Consider the following 14,931-nt stretch of genomic DNA (forward strand, 5'->3'; position numbering starts at 1 on the left):
GCGCAATCCGCCGCATTCCGGACACTGCGCCGGCCGTCGCGGACTGCTGGGCAAATTATATTCAGAATGAAAGAGTTAGGCAAAACATCCCAGAGATCGGTTGCAGGCGCGGTCGAAGACTCGGTTTCAAGCGACCAGGTTTCGCTGATCGAAATCGACGACCGCTCGGCTGGTCAGCGCATCGACAATTTCCTGCTGCGCGTCTGCAAGGGCGTGCCGAAAAGCCATATCTATCGCATCCTGCGCAGCGGTGAAGTGCGCGTGAACAAGGGCCGGATCGACGCGCAGTACCGGCTCGAACTGGGCGATCTGGTGCGTGTGCCGCCGATCCGCGTCGCGCAGCCGAATCAGGCCGCAGCCCGCGTGCCCGTGCCCGCGCCGCGCTTTCACATCCTGTTCGAAGACGAGCATCTGCTCGTGATCGACAAGCCGGCCGGCGTTGCGGTCCACGGCGGCAGCGGTGTCGCGTTCGGTGTGATCGAGCAGATGCGCGAGGCGCGGCCGCAGGCGAAATTCCTGGAACTCGTTCATCGGCTGGATCGAGAGACCTCGGGCATCCTGATGCTCGCGAAGAAGCGCGCGGCGCTCGTCAATCTGCACGAGCAGATTCGCGATAACCGGATGGACAAGCGCTACTACGCGTGCGTGCACGGCGAATGGGCGAGCGACTGGGGTCGCCGCCGCGCGGTAAAGGAGCCACTTCACAAGTACCTGACCGCCGACGGCGAGCGCCGCGTGCGCGTGCAGGCCGATGGCCTCGCTTCGCACACGATCTTCAATCTGGTCGAGCGCTGGCCGGAATATGCGCTGCTTGAGGCGGAACTGAAGACGGGGCGTACGCACCAGATTCGCGTGCATCTGCAGCATCTGGCACTACCGATCGTCGGTGACGCCAAATATGGCGATTTCGCGCTGAACAAGGCGCTTGCGCGCGCCAACGCGAAGCCCGGCATCAAGCGGATGTTTCTGCACGCTTACCGGCTCAAGCTCACGCATCCGGCGACGGGCGCGCCGCTGCAGCTGGAGGCACCGCTGCCTGCCGACTGCCGCGGCTTTATAGAACAACTCAACGAACTACGCACTGGGTTCAACCCGGAGACGACCTTGCATGGCTAGAGAGCAATTCGATCTGATCGTGTTTGACTGGGATGGCACGCTGATGGATTCCACCGCGCATATCACGCGCAGCATCCAGGCGGCGTGCCGCGATCTCCGCCTGCCGGTTCCCGCGGACGAAGCCGCGAGCTACGTCATCGGCCTCGGCCTGCGCGACGCGCTGCAGATTGCCGCGCCGACGCTCGATCCGGCCGACTACCCGCGGCTTTCTGAGCGTTACCGCTTTCATTTTCTTGTAAAAGACCAGACTACGGAGCTGTTCCCCGGCGTGCGCGAGATGCTCCAGGAGTTGCGCGACGTCGGCTATCTGCTCGCGGTCGCGACCGGCAAGAGCCGCGTCGGGCTCAATCGCGCGCTTGACCAGGCGCGCCTGACGAGCCTGTTCGACGGCACGCGCTGCGCTGACGAAACCTTCTCGAAACCGCATCCGGCCATGCTGCACGAGCTCACCCGCGAATTGGGGCAGGATACGGCGCGCACGGTCATGATCGGCGATACGACACACGATCTGCAGATGGCGCTCAACGCCGGCGTGGCGGGCATTGGCGTGACTTATGGCGCGCATCCGGCGAATTCGCTGAATGCGATGTCACCGAAGTTCGTGGCGTCGAGCATCAGCGATCTGTCCGGTTGGCTGCGGGAGAACGCATGAGCGCCGACGGCGTGGATACTGCTACTGCCGCGGCTGCGCAGGCAGTGCGCATTTGCGCGGCCGACGAGCTGGTCGACGGTGGCGACGGCATCCGGCGCGGCGCGCGGCTCGGCGGGCAGGATGCCGTGGTGTTTTTCGTCCGCTATGATGGCTGCGCCTACGGCTATTTGAACCGTTGCGCTCATGTGCCGATGGAGCTCGACTGGCAGGAAGGGCAGTTCTTCGAATCGTCCGGCTTATACTTGATGTGCGCGACACATGGCGCGATTTACGCGCCGGATACGGGCAAATGCGTCGGTGGTCCGTGTCGCGGGGGCAGATTGCGTCCCGTGCAGGTCGAGGAACGCGACACGCTCGAGGGCCGTGCGGTATTCTGGCTGCCTGACGGCGATTTGCTGCCGGTTACGCGCTGATTTCCTCTTCCAATTTTCCACTGTCCGCATGTCCGACAACTTGACCCCCGAAAAAGACCCTGCCTCGGGAGGCGGCTCCCGTGCACCCGCCGACCAGCCCGGCTGGGAAAGGGCCGCGCTCGAGCGCATCGCGCTGGCCGCGATCAACGAGCAACGCGCCTCGCGACGTTGGCGGATTTTCTTCCGCTTCCTGTTCCTCGTAGTGCTCGCACTGGCGGTATGGGGTGCGCTGAACTTCTCGGGCGAGCGGGTCGCCACGACTGGCCGTCATACGGCAATGGTTTCGCTTGATGGCGAGATCGCGACCGATACGAGTGCGAACGCCCAAGATATCAACACTGCACTCGATTCCGCGTTTGAGGATTCCGATACAGCCGGCGTGATTCTTTATTGCAACAGCCCGGGCGGCAGTCCAGTGCAAGCGGGCATTATCAACAGCGAAATTCGGCGATTGCGCGGCAAATATCCGTCTATTCCGCTGTATGTCGTGGTCGGCGACATGTGCGCGTCCGGCGGCTACTACGCGGCCGCGGCGGCGGAGAAGATCTATGTCGACAAGGCGAGTATCGTCGGTTCGATCGGCGTGCTGATGGACGGCTTTGGTTTCACCGGCCTGATGGACAAGTTGGGGATTCAGCGCCGACTGCACACATCGGGTGAGAACAAAGGCTTTTTTGATCCGTTTTCGCCCGAAACGCCGAAGATGGACGAACATGCGCAGGTTATGCTCGATCAGATCCACGCGCAGTTCATCGACGCGGTGCGTCAAGGGCGCGGCAAGCGTCTGCATGAGACATCGGACATGTTCTCGGGTCTATTCTGGACGGGGCAGAAGAGCGTCGAACTTGGACTCGCGGACGGTTTTGGCGATGCAGATTACGTCGCGCGTGAGATCTTCAAGGCGCCGGATATCGTCGATTACACGGTGAAAGAGAGCATTGCGGATCGCGTTGCCCGCAAATTCGGCGCGGCCATCGGCGCCGGCGCGGTTCGGGCGATGGCGCTCGGCGCGAAAATGAATCTGCGTTGAATCCACAGTTTTAAAAAGACGCCCGCGCGGTCGGTTTTGGCCGATCGCGCGGACTTTGCGTTGTGAGTTTCGGGCCTGGTCGCCCTCGGTTGCCTGGCCGGTGTCTACGTTCAGGCCGCCAGAATCAGAAAAATCGCCGGCCGCTTATGCAGGTCGATCTCCGCCTTCTTTTTCCAGTCGGCGACGCTCCGGCTTGCGATCAGTTCGCTCGGCAGCGTCAGATCGACCGCCACGCAGACCAGCGTCGACGGCGCGCAGGTCGCGAGCAAGGTATCGAGCAGCGCGCGATTCCGGTACGGCGTTTCAATGAAGATCTGCGTTTGCTTGCTCTTGCGCGACTGCTGCTCGAGATCGCGCAGACGTTTGGCGCGCTCGGTGGCGTCGACGGGCAGGTAGCCGTGAAACGCGAAGCTTTGGCCGTTCAGCCCCGATGCCATCAGCGCGAGCAGAATCGAACTCGGCCCGACCAGCGGCACGACCTTTACGCCGCGCTCGTGCGCGCGTCGCACCAGCAGCGCGCCCGGGTCCGCGACTGCCGGGCAGCCAGCCTCCGAGACGAGGCCCGCATCGGTGCCCGACAGCAGCGGCGCGAGCAGCTTGTCGATTTCGCCGGCCGGCGTATTGACGTTCAGTTCGCGAATCTCGATTTCTTGAATCGGCCGATCGGGGCCGACTTTCTTCAGGAACGCGCGCGTGGTTTTGGCGTTTTCGCCAATGTAATAGTGCAGCAACGCCGCGCGGGCGCGTACGGGCGCGGGCAGTACCAGATCGAGCGCGCTTGCGTCGCCTTCGCCGAGCGTGTTGGGAATGAGATAGAGCGTACCGGTCATCGGGCCCCCAAAAGCGGGTAGTTGGCCGCGAGCAGCATGTGCGACAGCGCGATAAGCGGCAGGCCGACGAGCGCGGTCGGGTCGTCGGAATGGATGGCCTCCAGCAGCGCGATGCCAAGCCCTTCGGATTTGGCGCTGCCGGCCACGTCGTACGGTGTTTCAGCGTGCAGGTAGGCGTCGAGCGCCGCGTCCGGCAGATCGCGAAAGCGCACGCGGGTGATCACGTCGATCGTTTGCGCGCTGTCCGTCGCGCTGTCGAACAGACACAGCGCGCTGTGGAACAACACGTCGCGGCCGCGCATCGCCTGCAATTGCGCGAGCGCCCTGTCGTGCGTGCCGGGTTTGCCGATCTGCAGGCCGTCGTAGGTGGCGACCTGGTCGGAGCCGATCACGAACGCGTGTTCGTCGGCGGCGAGGCCTTGGGCGACCGCACGCGCTTTGGCTTCGGCGAGGCGCAGCGCAGTGGCTTCGGGCGTTTCGGCGGCGAGCGGGGTTTCGTCGATCGCAGGCACGACGACGTCGAACGGCACGCGCAGGCGTTCGAGCAACTCGCGGCGATACCGCGAACTCGACGCCAGAATCAGGCGTGGCGGGCGTTTGGAGGATTCAGGCATAGTTTGCGGGCAACGGGAGCGGCGGGTCGTACGGGGTCGCGCGAGGCTCCCGTACGTACGGGCTTAAGTGTTTGACTCGAAAAGACAAAACGGATATGATTTCGGGCTTTTCACGGTATGCTTGCACTTGAAGGGTCTCGGCGCGTTCAGCGGCTTTCGGCACTTTCGGCAGTCGGAAGGTTGAAGAAAGCCCGGCAGGGTGAACGCAACGGCCGCGGGCCCCACTGGCTGCCCCGCACACCGGATTATCGTCGCGGCGGATCTGATCATCCTTCGCGAATCACCCCGGCAACATGCTTGCCGACGCAGGAGCGCACATGACTCAACATCCTGGCAAACCTGCAGGTCTGTCCGACCCGCATGAACTCGATCTGTTCGAATTTGCGCGGAGTGGGCGTCAGGCCGCGGGTGTCGTGCGCGTCTCGCAACTGCCGCGCATGTTAAACGAAGTCCCGGCGGAAGCGCCAGATCGCGACACCGCATTCACATGGCAGGCCGAAGGGACGATGCAGCCGGAGTTGCAGGACGATGGCACCGAAGGTTCCCAGCCTTATCTGCGGCTGGCGATTCACGGTGCCGCGTGGCTCGAATGCCAGCGGTGCTTGACGGCGTATTCGCAGGCGTTCAACGTCGATGCAACTTACCGGATCGTCAATACGGAGGCGGAAGCCGAAGAGTTTCCGCTGGACGAGGATGAAGTCGAGGTGGTCGTCGGCTCGCGCCAGTTCGATCTCATCGACTTGATCGAAGAAGAGTTGCTGCTTTCCTTGCCGCTCGTGCCCAAACACGAGGTCTGTCCCGAAGTGCACGAGAGCCTTGTCTCGGGCACGGACGGTAGCGAAGGCGAGGGCGACGAAGCCGCGCAGGAAGAAGCTGGCGATGCCAGCAAGCCGGACCAGTCCAGCGAGCGGCGCAATCCGTTCGCGGCGCTCGAAAGTCTGAAACGCGACGAACCGGGCGGCAAGAAGCGCTAAACAGTTGCAGGGGGCGCGATGCGGGCGCATTGGCCATTCGGCCAGTGGTTAAGTCCGTGTCGGGCTGTGTTAGAATTCGGAAAATTTTTTGGAGTTTTAGTCATGGCAGTTCAACAAAACAAGAAGTCGCCGTCGAAGCGCGGCATGCACCGTTCGCACGATTTCCTGACGGCAGCGCCGATGGCCGTCGAGCCGAGCACGGGCGAAGTGCATTTACGTCACCACATTAGCCCGAACGGCTACTATCGCGGCAAGAAAGTCGTCAAGACGAAGAACGACTAATCATTGACTGCGATGCGCCCTGTGGCGTTTCGCGTAGCGATCGGCTCGCTTGACATTTTCCCGGTTCGGCAAAAAGGCGGCATTCAACTGCCGCTTTTTTGTGTCTGAAATTCGTCGCACTCCATGACAGTAAAGCTCACGATAGATTGCATGGGAGGCGACCACGGCCCGTCCGTGACCGTTCCCGCTGCCGTCAACTTCGTTCGTTCGCATCCCGACGCGCAATTGCTGCTCGTCGGCATTGAAAGTGCGATTCGTGCGCAGCTGAAGAAGCTCAAGGCTCAGGATCTGCCGGCGCTGACCGTCGTACCTGCTACCGAGGTCGTCGCGATGGACGACCCGGTCGAGGTCGCGCTGCGCAAGAAAAAAGATTCGTCGATGCGCGTGGCGCTGAACCGCGTCAAGGAAGGCGAGGCGCAAGCCTGCATTTCCGCCGGCAATACCGGCGCGTTGATGGCGGTCTCGCGCTATGTGCTGAAAACGCTGTCGGGCATCGAACGCCCGGCCATCGCGTTTGCACTGCCTAATCCCACCGGCTATACGATGATGCTCGACCTGGGCGCCAACGTCGACTGCGAGCCGCAGCATCTGCTGCAGTTCGCCGAGATGGGGCACGCGCTCGTGTCCGCGCTCGAAGGAAAGGAGCGGCCCACCATCGGCCTGCTCAACATCGGCGAAGAAGTCATCAAGGGCAACGACATCATCAAGCGCGCCGGCGAACTGCTGCGTGCGAGTACACTCAACTTTCATGGCAATGTCGAAGGCGACGACATCTACAAGGGCACCGTCGACGTGATCGTCTGCGATGGCTTTGTCGGCAATGTCGCGCTGAAGACGTCGGAAGGTCTCGCGCAGATGCTGTCCAACATCATCAAGGAAGAGTTCGGCCGTTCGTGGCTGACCAAGGTGATGGCGGTGCTCGCGCTGCCGGTATTGATGCGCTTCAAGAAACGCGTCGATCATCGGCAATATAACGGCGCCGCGCTGCTCGGCTTGCGCGGTCTCGTGATCAAAAGCCACGGTTCAGCCGATGCCTACGCGTTTGAGTGGGCTATCAAACGCGGGTATGATGCCGTCAAAAACGGCGTGCTGGAGCGCCTTGCGCGAGCGATGGAAGAGAACGCGAGTTCTCTCGAACAGGCGGCGCGCGACGCAAGCGGTGCGGGTCACGCAAGCCCGATCGCAGGCCAGCCGGCCGAGCCCTACGCTGCGCAATCCTCGAAGGCATAATGGCTCAATCCACAATCTACTCCCGCGTGCTGGGCACCGGCAGCTGTCTGCCGCCCAACCGCGTCACCAATCAGGATCTGGCTGAGCGTCTCGCCAGGCAAGGCGTTGAAACGAGCGACGAATGGATCGTCGCGCGCACGGGCATCCATGCGCGTCACTTCGCCGAGCCGGACGTCACGACCAGCGACCTCGCGTTGATCGCCTCGCAGCGAGCGATCGAAGCGGCGGACATCGATCCGCAGTCCATCGACCTGATCGTCGTCGCCACCTCCACGCCGGACTTCGTGTTCCCGAGCACCGCCTGCCTGCTGCAGAACAAGCTCAGGATCAAGAATCACGGTGCCGCGTTCGACATACAGGCGGTCTGCTCCGGCTTCGCCTATGCGGTGGCGATGGTGGACGCCCTGATTCGCAGCGGCCAGCATCGCACGGCGCTCGTGGTCGGCGCGGAAACTTTCTCGCGCATTCTCGATTTCAACGACCGCACCACCTGCGTGCTGTTCGGCGACGGCGCCGGCGCAGTGATCCTGCAGGCGTCCGACGCACCGGGCGTGCTTTCGAGCGCGCTGCACGCGGACGGCAGCCATTCGAACATTCTGTGCACGCCGGGCAACGTGAATGGCGGCGTGGTCGCCGGCAGCGCCTTCCTGCACATGGACGGTCAGGCGGTGTTCAAGCTTGCCGTCAACGTGCTCGAGAAGGTCGCGATCGAAGCATTGGAAAAAGCCGATCTGAAGCCCGAGCAGATCGACTGGCTGATTCCGCATCAGGCCAACATCCGCATCATGCAAAGCACCTGCCGCAAGCTCGGCCTGCCGCAGGAGCGCATGGTCGTCACGGTGGGCGAGCACGGCAATACGTCGGCGGCGTCCATTCCGCTTGCACTCGACGTCGCGGTGCGCGACGGCCGCATCAAGCGCGGCCATAACGTGCTGATCGAAGGCGTCGGCGGCGGCTTCACGTGGGGCGCGTCGGTCATCCGCTACTGAGCGGGACGACGCATTCCGGGGCGTCGCTGGCGGCGCCCGTGCGGCCGGAATAACACCGCGCGCCATCTGGCAGCCGTGGCCGGCCGCCACATCCGATTAAACAGATTTTGGGGACGATATGAAATTCGCGTTCGTTTTTCCTGGGCAGGGTTCGCAGGCGGTCGGCATGCTCAACGCATTCGCCGATTACGCGATCGTGCGTGAGACGGTTCAGGAAGCCTCCGACGCACTCAACCAGGACCTCGGCAAGCTGATCGCCGAAGGCCCCGCCGAAGATCTCAATCTCACCACCAATACCCAGCCGGTCATGCTGACCGCGGCCTACGCTATCTATCGCGCGTGGCAGCAGGCGGGCGGCCCGGCGCCGGCGCTCGTCGCCGGCCATAGCCTTGGCGAATACACGGCGCTCGTCGCGGCCGGCGCGCTTGCGTTCCGCGACGCGGTGCCGCTCGTGCGTTTCCGTGCGCAGGCGATGCAAACCGCGGTACCGGTGGGCGAAGGCGGCATGGCCGCGATTCTCGGCCTCGACGACGACACGGTGCGCGCGGTCTGCGCGGAAGCGTCGGCGGCGGGCGTCGTCGAAGCGGTCAATTTCAATGCGCCGGCGCAAGTCGTGATCGCGGGCCACAAAGCCGCGGTCGAGAAAGCCTGCGAAGTCGCGAAGGCGAAGGGCGCGAAGCGCGCGCTACCGCTGCCGGTGTCGGCGCCGTTCCACTCGTCGCTGCTCAAGCCGGCGTCGGATCAATTGCGCGAATACCTCGCGAGCATCGACGTGCAGGTGCCGTCGATTCCCGTCATCAACAACGTCGACGTCGCCGTGGTCAACGAGCCGGCCAAAATCAAGGACGCGCTCGTGCGCCAGGCGGCTGGTGCGGTGCGCTGGGTCGAATGCGTACAGGCAATGGCAGCGCAGGGCGTCACGCACGTGATCGAATGCGGCCCGGGCAAGGTCCTTGCGGGTTTGACGAGGCGCATCGAGGGCGATCTCGTCGGCGCGTCGGTGTTCGATCCGGCGTCGCTCGAAGAAACGCTGAAACTCGTGACGGCAGACTGAGCGCGCATTCGCGAACGGGTATCGACAGAGCAATACCGCGCTGGCGCGGCATTGCTCGACAGACGAATCAACAAGAATCAATGAGCCCTATTTGAAGGGCATCCGGACTGACAGATGGAAAAGACTCTCGACAAGCAGATCGCAATCGTGACGGGCGCATCGCGCGGCATCGGCCGTGCGATCGCGATGGAACTCGCGCGTCAGGGCGCGACGGTGATCGGCACCGCGACGAGCGAAAGCGGCGCGACAGCGATCACCGAAGCGTTCAAGGCGGCGGGCGTGAACGGCCGCGGCGCGGTGCTCGACGTCAACGACGCGGCCGCGGCCGAAGCGCTGATCGACGGCACCGTCAAGGAATTCGGCGCGCTGAACGTGCTGGTGAACAACGCCGGCATCACGCAGGATCAACTGGCGATGCGCATGAAGGACGACGACTGGGACGCCGTGGTCGACACCAACCTGAAGTCGGTGTTCCGTCTGTCGCGTGCGGTGCTGCGCCCGATGATGAAAGCGAAGGGCGGTCGGATCATCAATATCACGTCGGTGGTCGGCTCGGCCGGCAACCCGGGGCAGATCAACTACGCGGCCGCGAAGGCGGGCGTCGCGGGCATGACGCGCGCACTCGCGCGCGAGATCGGCAGCCGCGGCATCACGGTCAATTGCGTGGCACCTGGTTTCATCGATACCGACATGACGAAGGCGCTGCCCGAAGAGCAGCAGACCGCGCTGAAAACGCAGATTCCGCTCGGCCGTCTAGGCAGCCCGGAAGACATCGCGCACGCGGTCGCGTTCCTCGCGTCGCCGCAAGCGGGCTACATCACCGGCACGACGCTGCACGTGAACGGCGGCATGTATATGCAGTAACCAATTTCGGTTACTATCCGCGCCTTGATGCGTTTGCGGAAAGCACGAGGCGCATGCGTTGACAGGAACCCGATGCGCCGCTTTTTTGCCGGGTCAAACCTGATAAAATGCGCGCACCTGTATTTTTGAACTTCTTTTCCCTTGGAGGGGTAATGGACAATATCGAACAGCGCGTCAAGAAGATCGTCGCGGAACAACTGGGCGTTGCGGAAGCGGAAATCAAGAACGAAGCGTCGTTCGTGAACGATCTCGGCGCCGACTCGCTCGACACCGTTGAACTCGTGATGGCCCTCGAAGACGAATTCGGCATGGAAATTCCAGATGAAGAAGCCGAGAAGATCACCACCGTTCAGCAAGCGATCGACTACGCTCGCGCAAACGTCAAGGCCTAAGGTCATTCGCGCCTGCGTTTCTGCACGGGCCGCGCATGACGCCCTGCCGTGCCGCTTGCCGGCGCCAGCAGGGTCGACGCTATCGGGCGTGTCCATTGGCACACCATACGTCGCGCCGCTTGCCACGCAGGAGCCAGCGATGTTGACAGCGCAACTTTCCGCGCGATTGCCGACTTAAACAGCCACAGGGCACACAGGGCGATTCCTGTGGCCGCTGTGGCTTTTGCTTTTTGTCATCTATGAAAAAGGGGTTACCGTGAGCCGCCGTCGTGTTGTTGTTACAGGCCTGGGGCTGATTTCGCCTGTTGGCAATAATGTTGCCGATGGCTGGGCCAATCTGGTCGCCGGCAAGTCTGGGATTGCCAATATCACGAAGTTCGATGCGTCGAACTTCTCGACTCGTTTCGCCGGCGAGGTGAAGGGCTTCAATATCGAGGACTACATCCCCGGTAAGGAAGCGCGCCACATGGATACGTTCATCCATTACGGCGTGGCTGCGGGCATCCAGGCGATGCGGGACAGCGGCCTCGAAGTCACCGAGGAGAATTCGGAGCGCATTGGCGTGGTGGTCGGTTCGGGCATCGGCGGTCTGCCGATGATCGAAATCACCCAAACCGAATTGCTCAATCGCGGCCCGCGTCGCATTTCGCCATTCTTCGTGCCGGCTTCGATCATCAACATGATCTCCGGCCACCTGTCGATCAAGTTCGGCATCAAGGGTCCGAATCTGTCGATCGTTACCGCGTGTACGACCGGTCTGCACTGCATCGGCGAGGCTTCGCGCCTGATCGAATATGGCGACGCCGACGTGATGATCGCGGGAGGCGCGGAATCGACCGTGTCGCCGCTCGGTATCGGCGGCTTTGCGGCGGCGCGCGCGCTGTCGCAACGCAATGACGATCCGGCTACCGCGAGCCGTCCGTGGGACATGGACCGCGACGGCTTCGTGCTGGGCGAAGGCGCCGGCGTAATGGTGCTCGAAGAATACGAGCACGCGAAGGCGCGTGGCGCGAAGATCTACGCGGAAATCGGCGGCTACGGCATGAGCGGCGATGCGTATCACATGACGGCGCCGCTCGAAGACGGTGACGGCGCACGCCGCTGCATGCTCGCAGCGCTGAAGAACGCGGGCATCAACGGCGATCAGGTGAGCTACCTGAACGCGCACGGCACGTCCACGCCACTCGGCGATCTGGCGGAAACGACCGGCATCAAGCGGGCGTTCGGCGACCACGCGAAGAACATGGTCGTCAACTCGACCAAGTCGATGACGGGTCACCTGCTGGGCGGCGCTGGCGGTCTGGAGTCGGTGTTCACGGTGCTCGCCGTGCATCACCAGGTGTCGCCTCCGACCATCAATATTTTCAACCAGGACCCGGCCTGTGATCTCGATTACTGCGCGAACACCGCGCGGGAAATGAAGATCGACGTCGCGCTGAAGAACTCGTTCGGGTTCGGCGGCACGAACGGCACGCTGGTGTTCAAGCGCGCCGGATCGCCTGATCTCGGGTGACGCGTCGGTTCACGACGCCGGCTTCGCCGGCGCTTTCCCCCGCACCGGCAACGTTGGGTAGGGCAGCGCAGCGGATAGCGCTGCGTCGCTCTATCGCAATGCGTGCCGCGGTGGGAGCGTTCGTGCTGATTGCGACGTTAGCCGTTTATACCTGTCTCGCGCCGCGAGTGGGCGCTTGGCAGGCCGCTCCGTTGACGCTCGCCGTCGCAGCACTGCTCATGCTCTGCGCGGCGAGGCATGACGCGGCGCAGGCCATCGCGCTGCATGTCGCGATGGGCGAGATTTCCGCCTGGAACCACGCGGGTGAGTTGCTCGCGCGGGGCCGCATGGTCGGTTGCGCGCAGTGGAGCGGCCGTTTGCTGGTGCTTGAGCTCGAGCCCGAGGGTGGTCGCAGGCGCGGCCTCATGCGCGCACCGTCGGGTCGCAGGCGCTCCCTGCTGCTCGCCGCGGACGCGCTGCCGTCCACTGTTTTCCGCGAACTTTCCGTGCTGGGCCGGCGTGCGGCCGGCGCCTGACTGTAACGACTGTAACCGCTGTTACCGTAGTAACGTGCCCTCACCAGGGGGACGCTACAATGGTCCCCCGCCGTGCGCCCTATAGTTAAGTTAACGGATTTATCAGGTGAGCGAAAAAGAAATTGATCAGGTGCTGGTCGAGCGCGTCCAGAAGGGCGACAAGGCCGCGTTCGAGCTTCTGGTCTCCAAATACCACCGCAAGATTCTCCGGCTGATCTCGCGTCTCGTGCGGGACCCCGCCGAAGTCGAAGACGTCGCGCAAGACGCTTTTATCAAGGCGTATCGCGCGTTGCCGCAGTTTCGCGGCGAGTCGGCGTTTTACACGTGGTTGTACCGGATTGCGGTCAATACCGCGAAGAACTACCTTGCAACCCAGGGCCGGCGCGCGCCGACCTCAACCGAAGCGGATGCTGAAGAAGCTGAAACTTTCTCCGATGCCGACCAACTAAGGGATATCAACACGCCTGAGTCGATGTTGATGAGCAAGCAGATCGCTGAGACGGTCAATGCTGCGATGGCGGTTTTACCGGAAGAATTGCGCACCGCCATTACTCTCCGAGAAATTGAGGGTTTGAGCTACGAGGAAATCGCCGAGATGATGGGTTGCCCGATTGGCACAGTCAGATCACGAATTTTCCGCGCTCGCGAAGCCATTGCGGCAAAATTGCGACCGTTGCTTGACACCCCCGAAGGCAAGCGTTGGTAGACGTTTCCGAACGTCCGGCTGGCTTGGCGGGGCAGCGGTGCAATATCTGGATTAGTGGTGTCACTACGGGGTATTTGGAAGATGGGGAGCATCATGGGGTCGGTCTCGATGCAATCGCAAGCAGGCTCGCACGGCGAGCGTCTGTCCGCTTTCGTCGACGGTGAGTTGTTCGGCGAAGAGCATCTGAATCTGGACAAGTTTCTTGCGGAGCTGGGCGGCGATGATCGCGCTGCCTGGTCGAGCTACCACCTGATCGGCGACGCGCTACGTTCCGACGATCTGGCAGTCAGCCCCGCACGGAGCAGTGCCTTTCTGAGCGGGTTTGCCGCGCGTCTTGAAAGCGAGCCGCATGTGCTGGCGCCCGCCGCCGCGTCTGCATCGGTCGCGCGCCGCCTGCTCGGGCTGCGCCGCAGAGTCGTGCCGGCTCTTGCCGTCGCTGCCGCGGCCGCTACGCTGACCTGGATCGTCGTGCCGCAGCTGCAGGGCGTGCCGGGTGGTCCGGGTGCCCAGCTCGCTTCGCTCCAATCGCACGGCGACGCGGTGCAGCGTGTCGCCATGGCCTCGGTGCCCGCGCAAGACTCCAACATCATCCGCGACGCGAGCCTCGATCAGTACCTCGAAGCTCATCAGCAATTCGCGCAACAACCGGCGATGGCAGGCTCGATGCCGCTGATTCGCGCTGCCTCAGTCTCCACGCAGGGCCAATAGTTTGATGCAGACTCCGCGGTTCAATAAAACGACTATCTGGGGGCGGTTGCCAGCATTTCTGTTCTGCGCAGCCGTGTTGTTGTCCGCTACACCGCGGGTCTTCGCACAAGACGATCCTGCCGTCGCCCGTCGCGCGGCCGCGGAACTGCTCGATCGCATCCATCAGGCCGCCCAGCAGCAGAACTACGAGGGCGCGTTCGTCTATCAGCGCGGCAGTTTCGTGCAGACGTCGCGCATCGCACATTACTCCACGCGTACGGACGGCGAGTTCGAGCAGCTCGAAAGCCTCGACGGCAAGCCGCGCAAAATGCTGCGTCACAACGACGACATGTACACGTTCTTGCCGGAGCGGCGTATCGTGGTCTTCGAAAAACGGCAGAACAAGGACTCATTCCCTGCGCTGCTGTCGGTGAACGGCGAGCAGGTGCTGTCCGTCTACGAGCCGAAGATGCTTGACGACGACCGCGTCGCGGGCGTCGACAGCCTCGTGATGGAACTTGATCCGAAAGACGCGTACCGCTTCGCGTACAAGCTGTGGGCAGACAAAAAGACCGGTCTGCTGTTGCGCGCGCAGACGCTCGACCCGAGCGGTCAGGTGCTCGAGCAGTTGTCGTTTTCGCAGGTCCGCATCGGCGTGCCGGTCGACAAAACGGGCATCGTCAACGGCATCCGCAATCTCACGGGCTGGACGGTAGTGCGTCCGCCAGTCGAGCCGGTCGACATGGCCGCGCAGGGTTGGCAAATCATGCCGCCGGTACCGGGCTTCCATATGATCCGCCAGTTGCGTCGTCCGATGGCGTCGCGCGAGGCGGGGCAGCCTCCGATCCCGGTCGACCAGGCCGTGTTTTCCGACGGCCTCGCAGCGATTTCGGTGTTCGTCGAGCCCGTCGAGAAAAATACGCGTAAGGAAGGCACGGGCGATAGCGGCGCGACGCACGTACTGGTCAAGCGTCAGGGCGACTTCTGGATTACCCTGCTCGGTGAAGTGCCTCAAACCACATTGCAGCAGTTCGCGTCTGCCATAGAATACAAAGCTCCGAAGTAACCCT

18 protein-coding genes are annotated in these 14,931 nt (G+C 63.0%); 16 read left to right on the forward strand and 2 right to left on the reverse strand.

Annotated features, from left to right (window positions below; translation table 11 throughout):
• The first annotated feature begins 66 nt into the window (after positions 1 to 66).
• The 4 genes from OKW38_RS23990 to OKW38_RS24005 are packed head-to-tail and all read left to right on the forward strand — an operon-like array spanning position 67 to position 3,211.
• On the forward strand, positions 67 to 1,116 hold the full coding sequence (locus tag OKW38_RS23990; RefSeq protein ID WP_090801189.1) for an RluA family pseudouridine synthase: 1,050 nt from the start codon (positions 67 to 69) through the stop codon (positions 1,114 to 1,116).
• A complete protein-coding gene (locus OKW38_RS23995; protein ID WP_184027976.1) occupies positions 1,109 to 1,768 on the forward strand; it encodes an HAD-IA family hydrolase in 660 nt (219 codons plus the stop codon). The genes OKW38_RS23990 and OKW38_RS23995 overlap by 8 nt, the downstream gene beginning before the upstream one ends.
• Entirely contained in the window at positions 1,765 to 2,181 is a 417-nt protein-coding gene (locus tag OKW38_RS24000) for a Rieske (2Fe-2S) protein (protein WP_429363331.1), read from the forward strand. The genes OKW38_RS23995 and OKW38_RS24000 overlap by 4 nt, the downstream gene beginning before the upstream one ends.
• A 28-nt stretch (positions 2,182 to 2,209) precedes the next feature.
• Complete coding sequence (locus OKW38_RS24005; protein ID WP_429335081.1) at positions 2,210 to 3,211, forward strand: S49 family peptidase; 1,002 nt, start codon at positions 2,210 to 2,212, stop codon at positions 3,209 to 3,211.
• Between the two features lie 110 nt (positions 3,212 to 3,321).
• Here OKW38_RS24005 and OKW38_RS24010 read toward each other — a convergent pair whose 3' ends face one another.
• Both OKW38_RS24010 and OKW38_RS24015 read right to left on the reverse strand, forming a co-directional pair.
• The gene (locus tag OKW38_RS24010) at positions 3,322 to 4,041 is read right to left on the reverse strand and encodes an SAM-dependent methyltransferase (protein WP_429335080.1); all 720 of its coding nucleotides are present in this window, start codon (positions 4,039 to 4,041) and stop codon (positions 3,322 to 3,324) included.
• Complete coding sequence (locus OKW38_RS24015; protein ID WP_429335079.1) at positions 4,038 to 4,655, reverse strand: Maf-like protein; 618 nt, start codon at positions 4,653 to 4,655, stop codon at positions 4,038 to 4,040. Before OKW38_RS24015 ends, OKW38_RS24010 begins: the two co-directional genes overlap by 4 nt.
• Positions 4,656 to 4,972: 317 nt before the next feature.
• On the opposite strand from OKW38_RS24015, the gene OKW38_RS24020 reads away from it, so the two are divergent.
• From OKW38_RS24020 to OKW38_RS24075, 12 genes are all read left to right on the forward strand, one after another.
• Positions 4,973 to 5,629 carry a DUF177 domain-containing protein gene (locus OKW38_RS24020; RefSeq protein WP_429363332.1) on the forward strand — a complete coding sequence of 219 codons (657 nt, stop codon included), beginning with the start codon at positions 4,973 to 4,975 and terminating at the stop codon, positions 5,627 to 5,629.
• 102 nt (positions 5,630 to 5,731) lie between these two features.
• Complete coding sequence (gene rpmF, locus OKW38_RS24025) at positions 5,732 to 5,911, forward strand: 50S ribosomal protein L32 (RefSeq protein WP_027198353.1); 180 nt, start codon at positions 5,732 to 5,734, stop codon at positions 5,909 to 5,911.
• Positions 5,912 to 6,034: 123 nt separating this feature from the next.
• Entirely contained in the window at positions 6,035 to 7,141 is a 1,107-nt protein-coding gene (gene plsX / locus OKW38_RS24030; RefSeq protein ID WP_090801179.1) for a phosphate acyltransferase PlsX, read from the forward strand.
• Entirely contained in the window at positions 7,141 to 8,130 is a 990-nt protein-coding gene (locus OKW38_RS24035) for a beta-ketoacyl-ACP synthase III (protein WP_090801177.1), read from the forward strand. The genes plsX and OKW38_RS24035 overlap by 1 nt, the downstream gene beginning before the upstream one ends.
• 118 nt (positions 8,131 to 8,248) lie before the next feature.
• Entirely contained in the window at positions 8,249 to 9,184 is a 936-nt protein-coding gene (gene fabD, locus OKW38_RS24040) for an ACP S-malonyltransferase (protein ID WP_429363334.1), read from the forward strand.
• A 114-nt stretch (positions 9,185 to 9,298) separates the two neighbouring features.
• Positions 9,299 to 10,048, forward strand: a complete 750-nt coding sequence (fabG, locus tag OKW38_RS24045) for a 3-oxoacyl-ACP reductase FabG (protein ID WP_090801174.1) — start codon at positions 9,299 to 9,301, stop codon at positions 10,046 to 10,048.
• A 152-nt stretch (positions 10,049 to 10,200) separates the two neighbouring features.
• Positions 10,201 to 10,440, forward strand: a complete 240-nt coding sequence (gene acpP, locus OKW38_RS24050; RefSeq protein ID WP_004197638.1) for an acyl carrier protein — start codon at positions 10,201 to 10,203, stop codon at positions 10,438 to 10,440.
• 256 nt (positions 10,441 to 10,696) lie between these two features.
• Positions 10,697 to 11,953, forward strand: coding sequence for a beta-ketoacyl-ACP synthase II (gene fabF / locus OKW38_RS24055; protein ID WP_090801172.1), 1,257 nt, complete (start codon positions 10,697 to 10,699; stop codon positions 11,951 to 11,953).
• A 122-nt stretch (positions 11,954 to 12,075) separates the two neighbouring features.
• A complete protein-coding gene (locus OKW38_RS24060) occupies positions 12,076 to 12,468 on the forward strand; it encodes a hypothetical protein (RefSeq protein WP_429335076.1) in 393 nt (130 codons plus the stop codon).
• Positions 12,469 to 12,574: 106 nt separating this feature from the next.
• On the forward strand, positions 12,575 to 13,174 hold the full coding sequence (gene rpoE / locus OKW38_RS24065; protein WP_006051939.1) for an RNA polymerase sigma factor RpoE: 600 nt from the start codon (positions 12,575 to 12,577) through the stop codon (positions 13,172 to 13,174).
• Positions 13,175 to 13,267: 93 nt separating this feature from the next.
• Positions 13,268 to 13,882: a sigma-E factor negative regulatory protein gene (locus OKW38_RS24070; RefSeq protein ID WP_429335075.1), complete on the forward strand. Its 615-nt coding sequence runs from the start codon at positions 13,268 to 13,270 to the stop codon at positions 13,880 to 13,882.
• Positions 13,883 to 13,886: 4 nt separating this feature from the next.
• On the forward strand, positions 13,887 to 14,927 hold the full coding sequence (locus tag OKW38_RS24075; protein ID WP_090805408.1) for a MucB/RseB C-terminal domain-containing protein: 1,041 nt from the start codon (positions 13,887 to 13,889) through the stop codon (positions 14,925 to 14,927).
• Positions 14,928 to 14,931 lie beyond the last annotated feature (4 nt).

It is taken from the genome of Paraburkholderia sp. MM5496-R1, from assembly GCF_050436205.1.
GTDB classification, from domain to species: Bacteria; Pseudomonadota; Gammaproteobacteria; order Burkholderiales; family Burkholderiaceae; genus Paraburkholderia; species Paraburkholderia tuberum.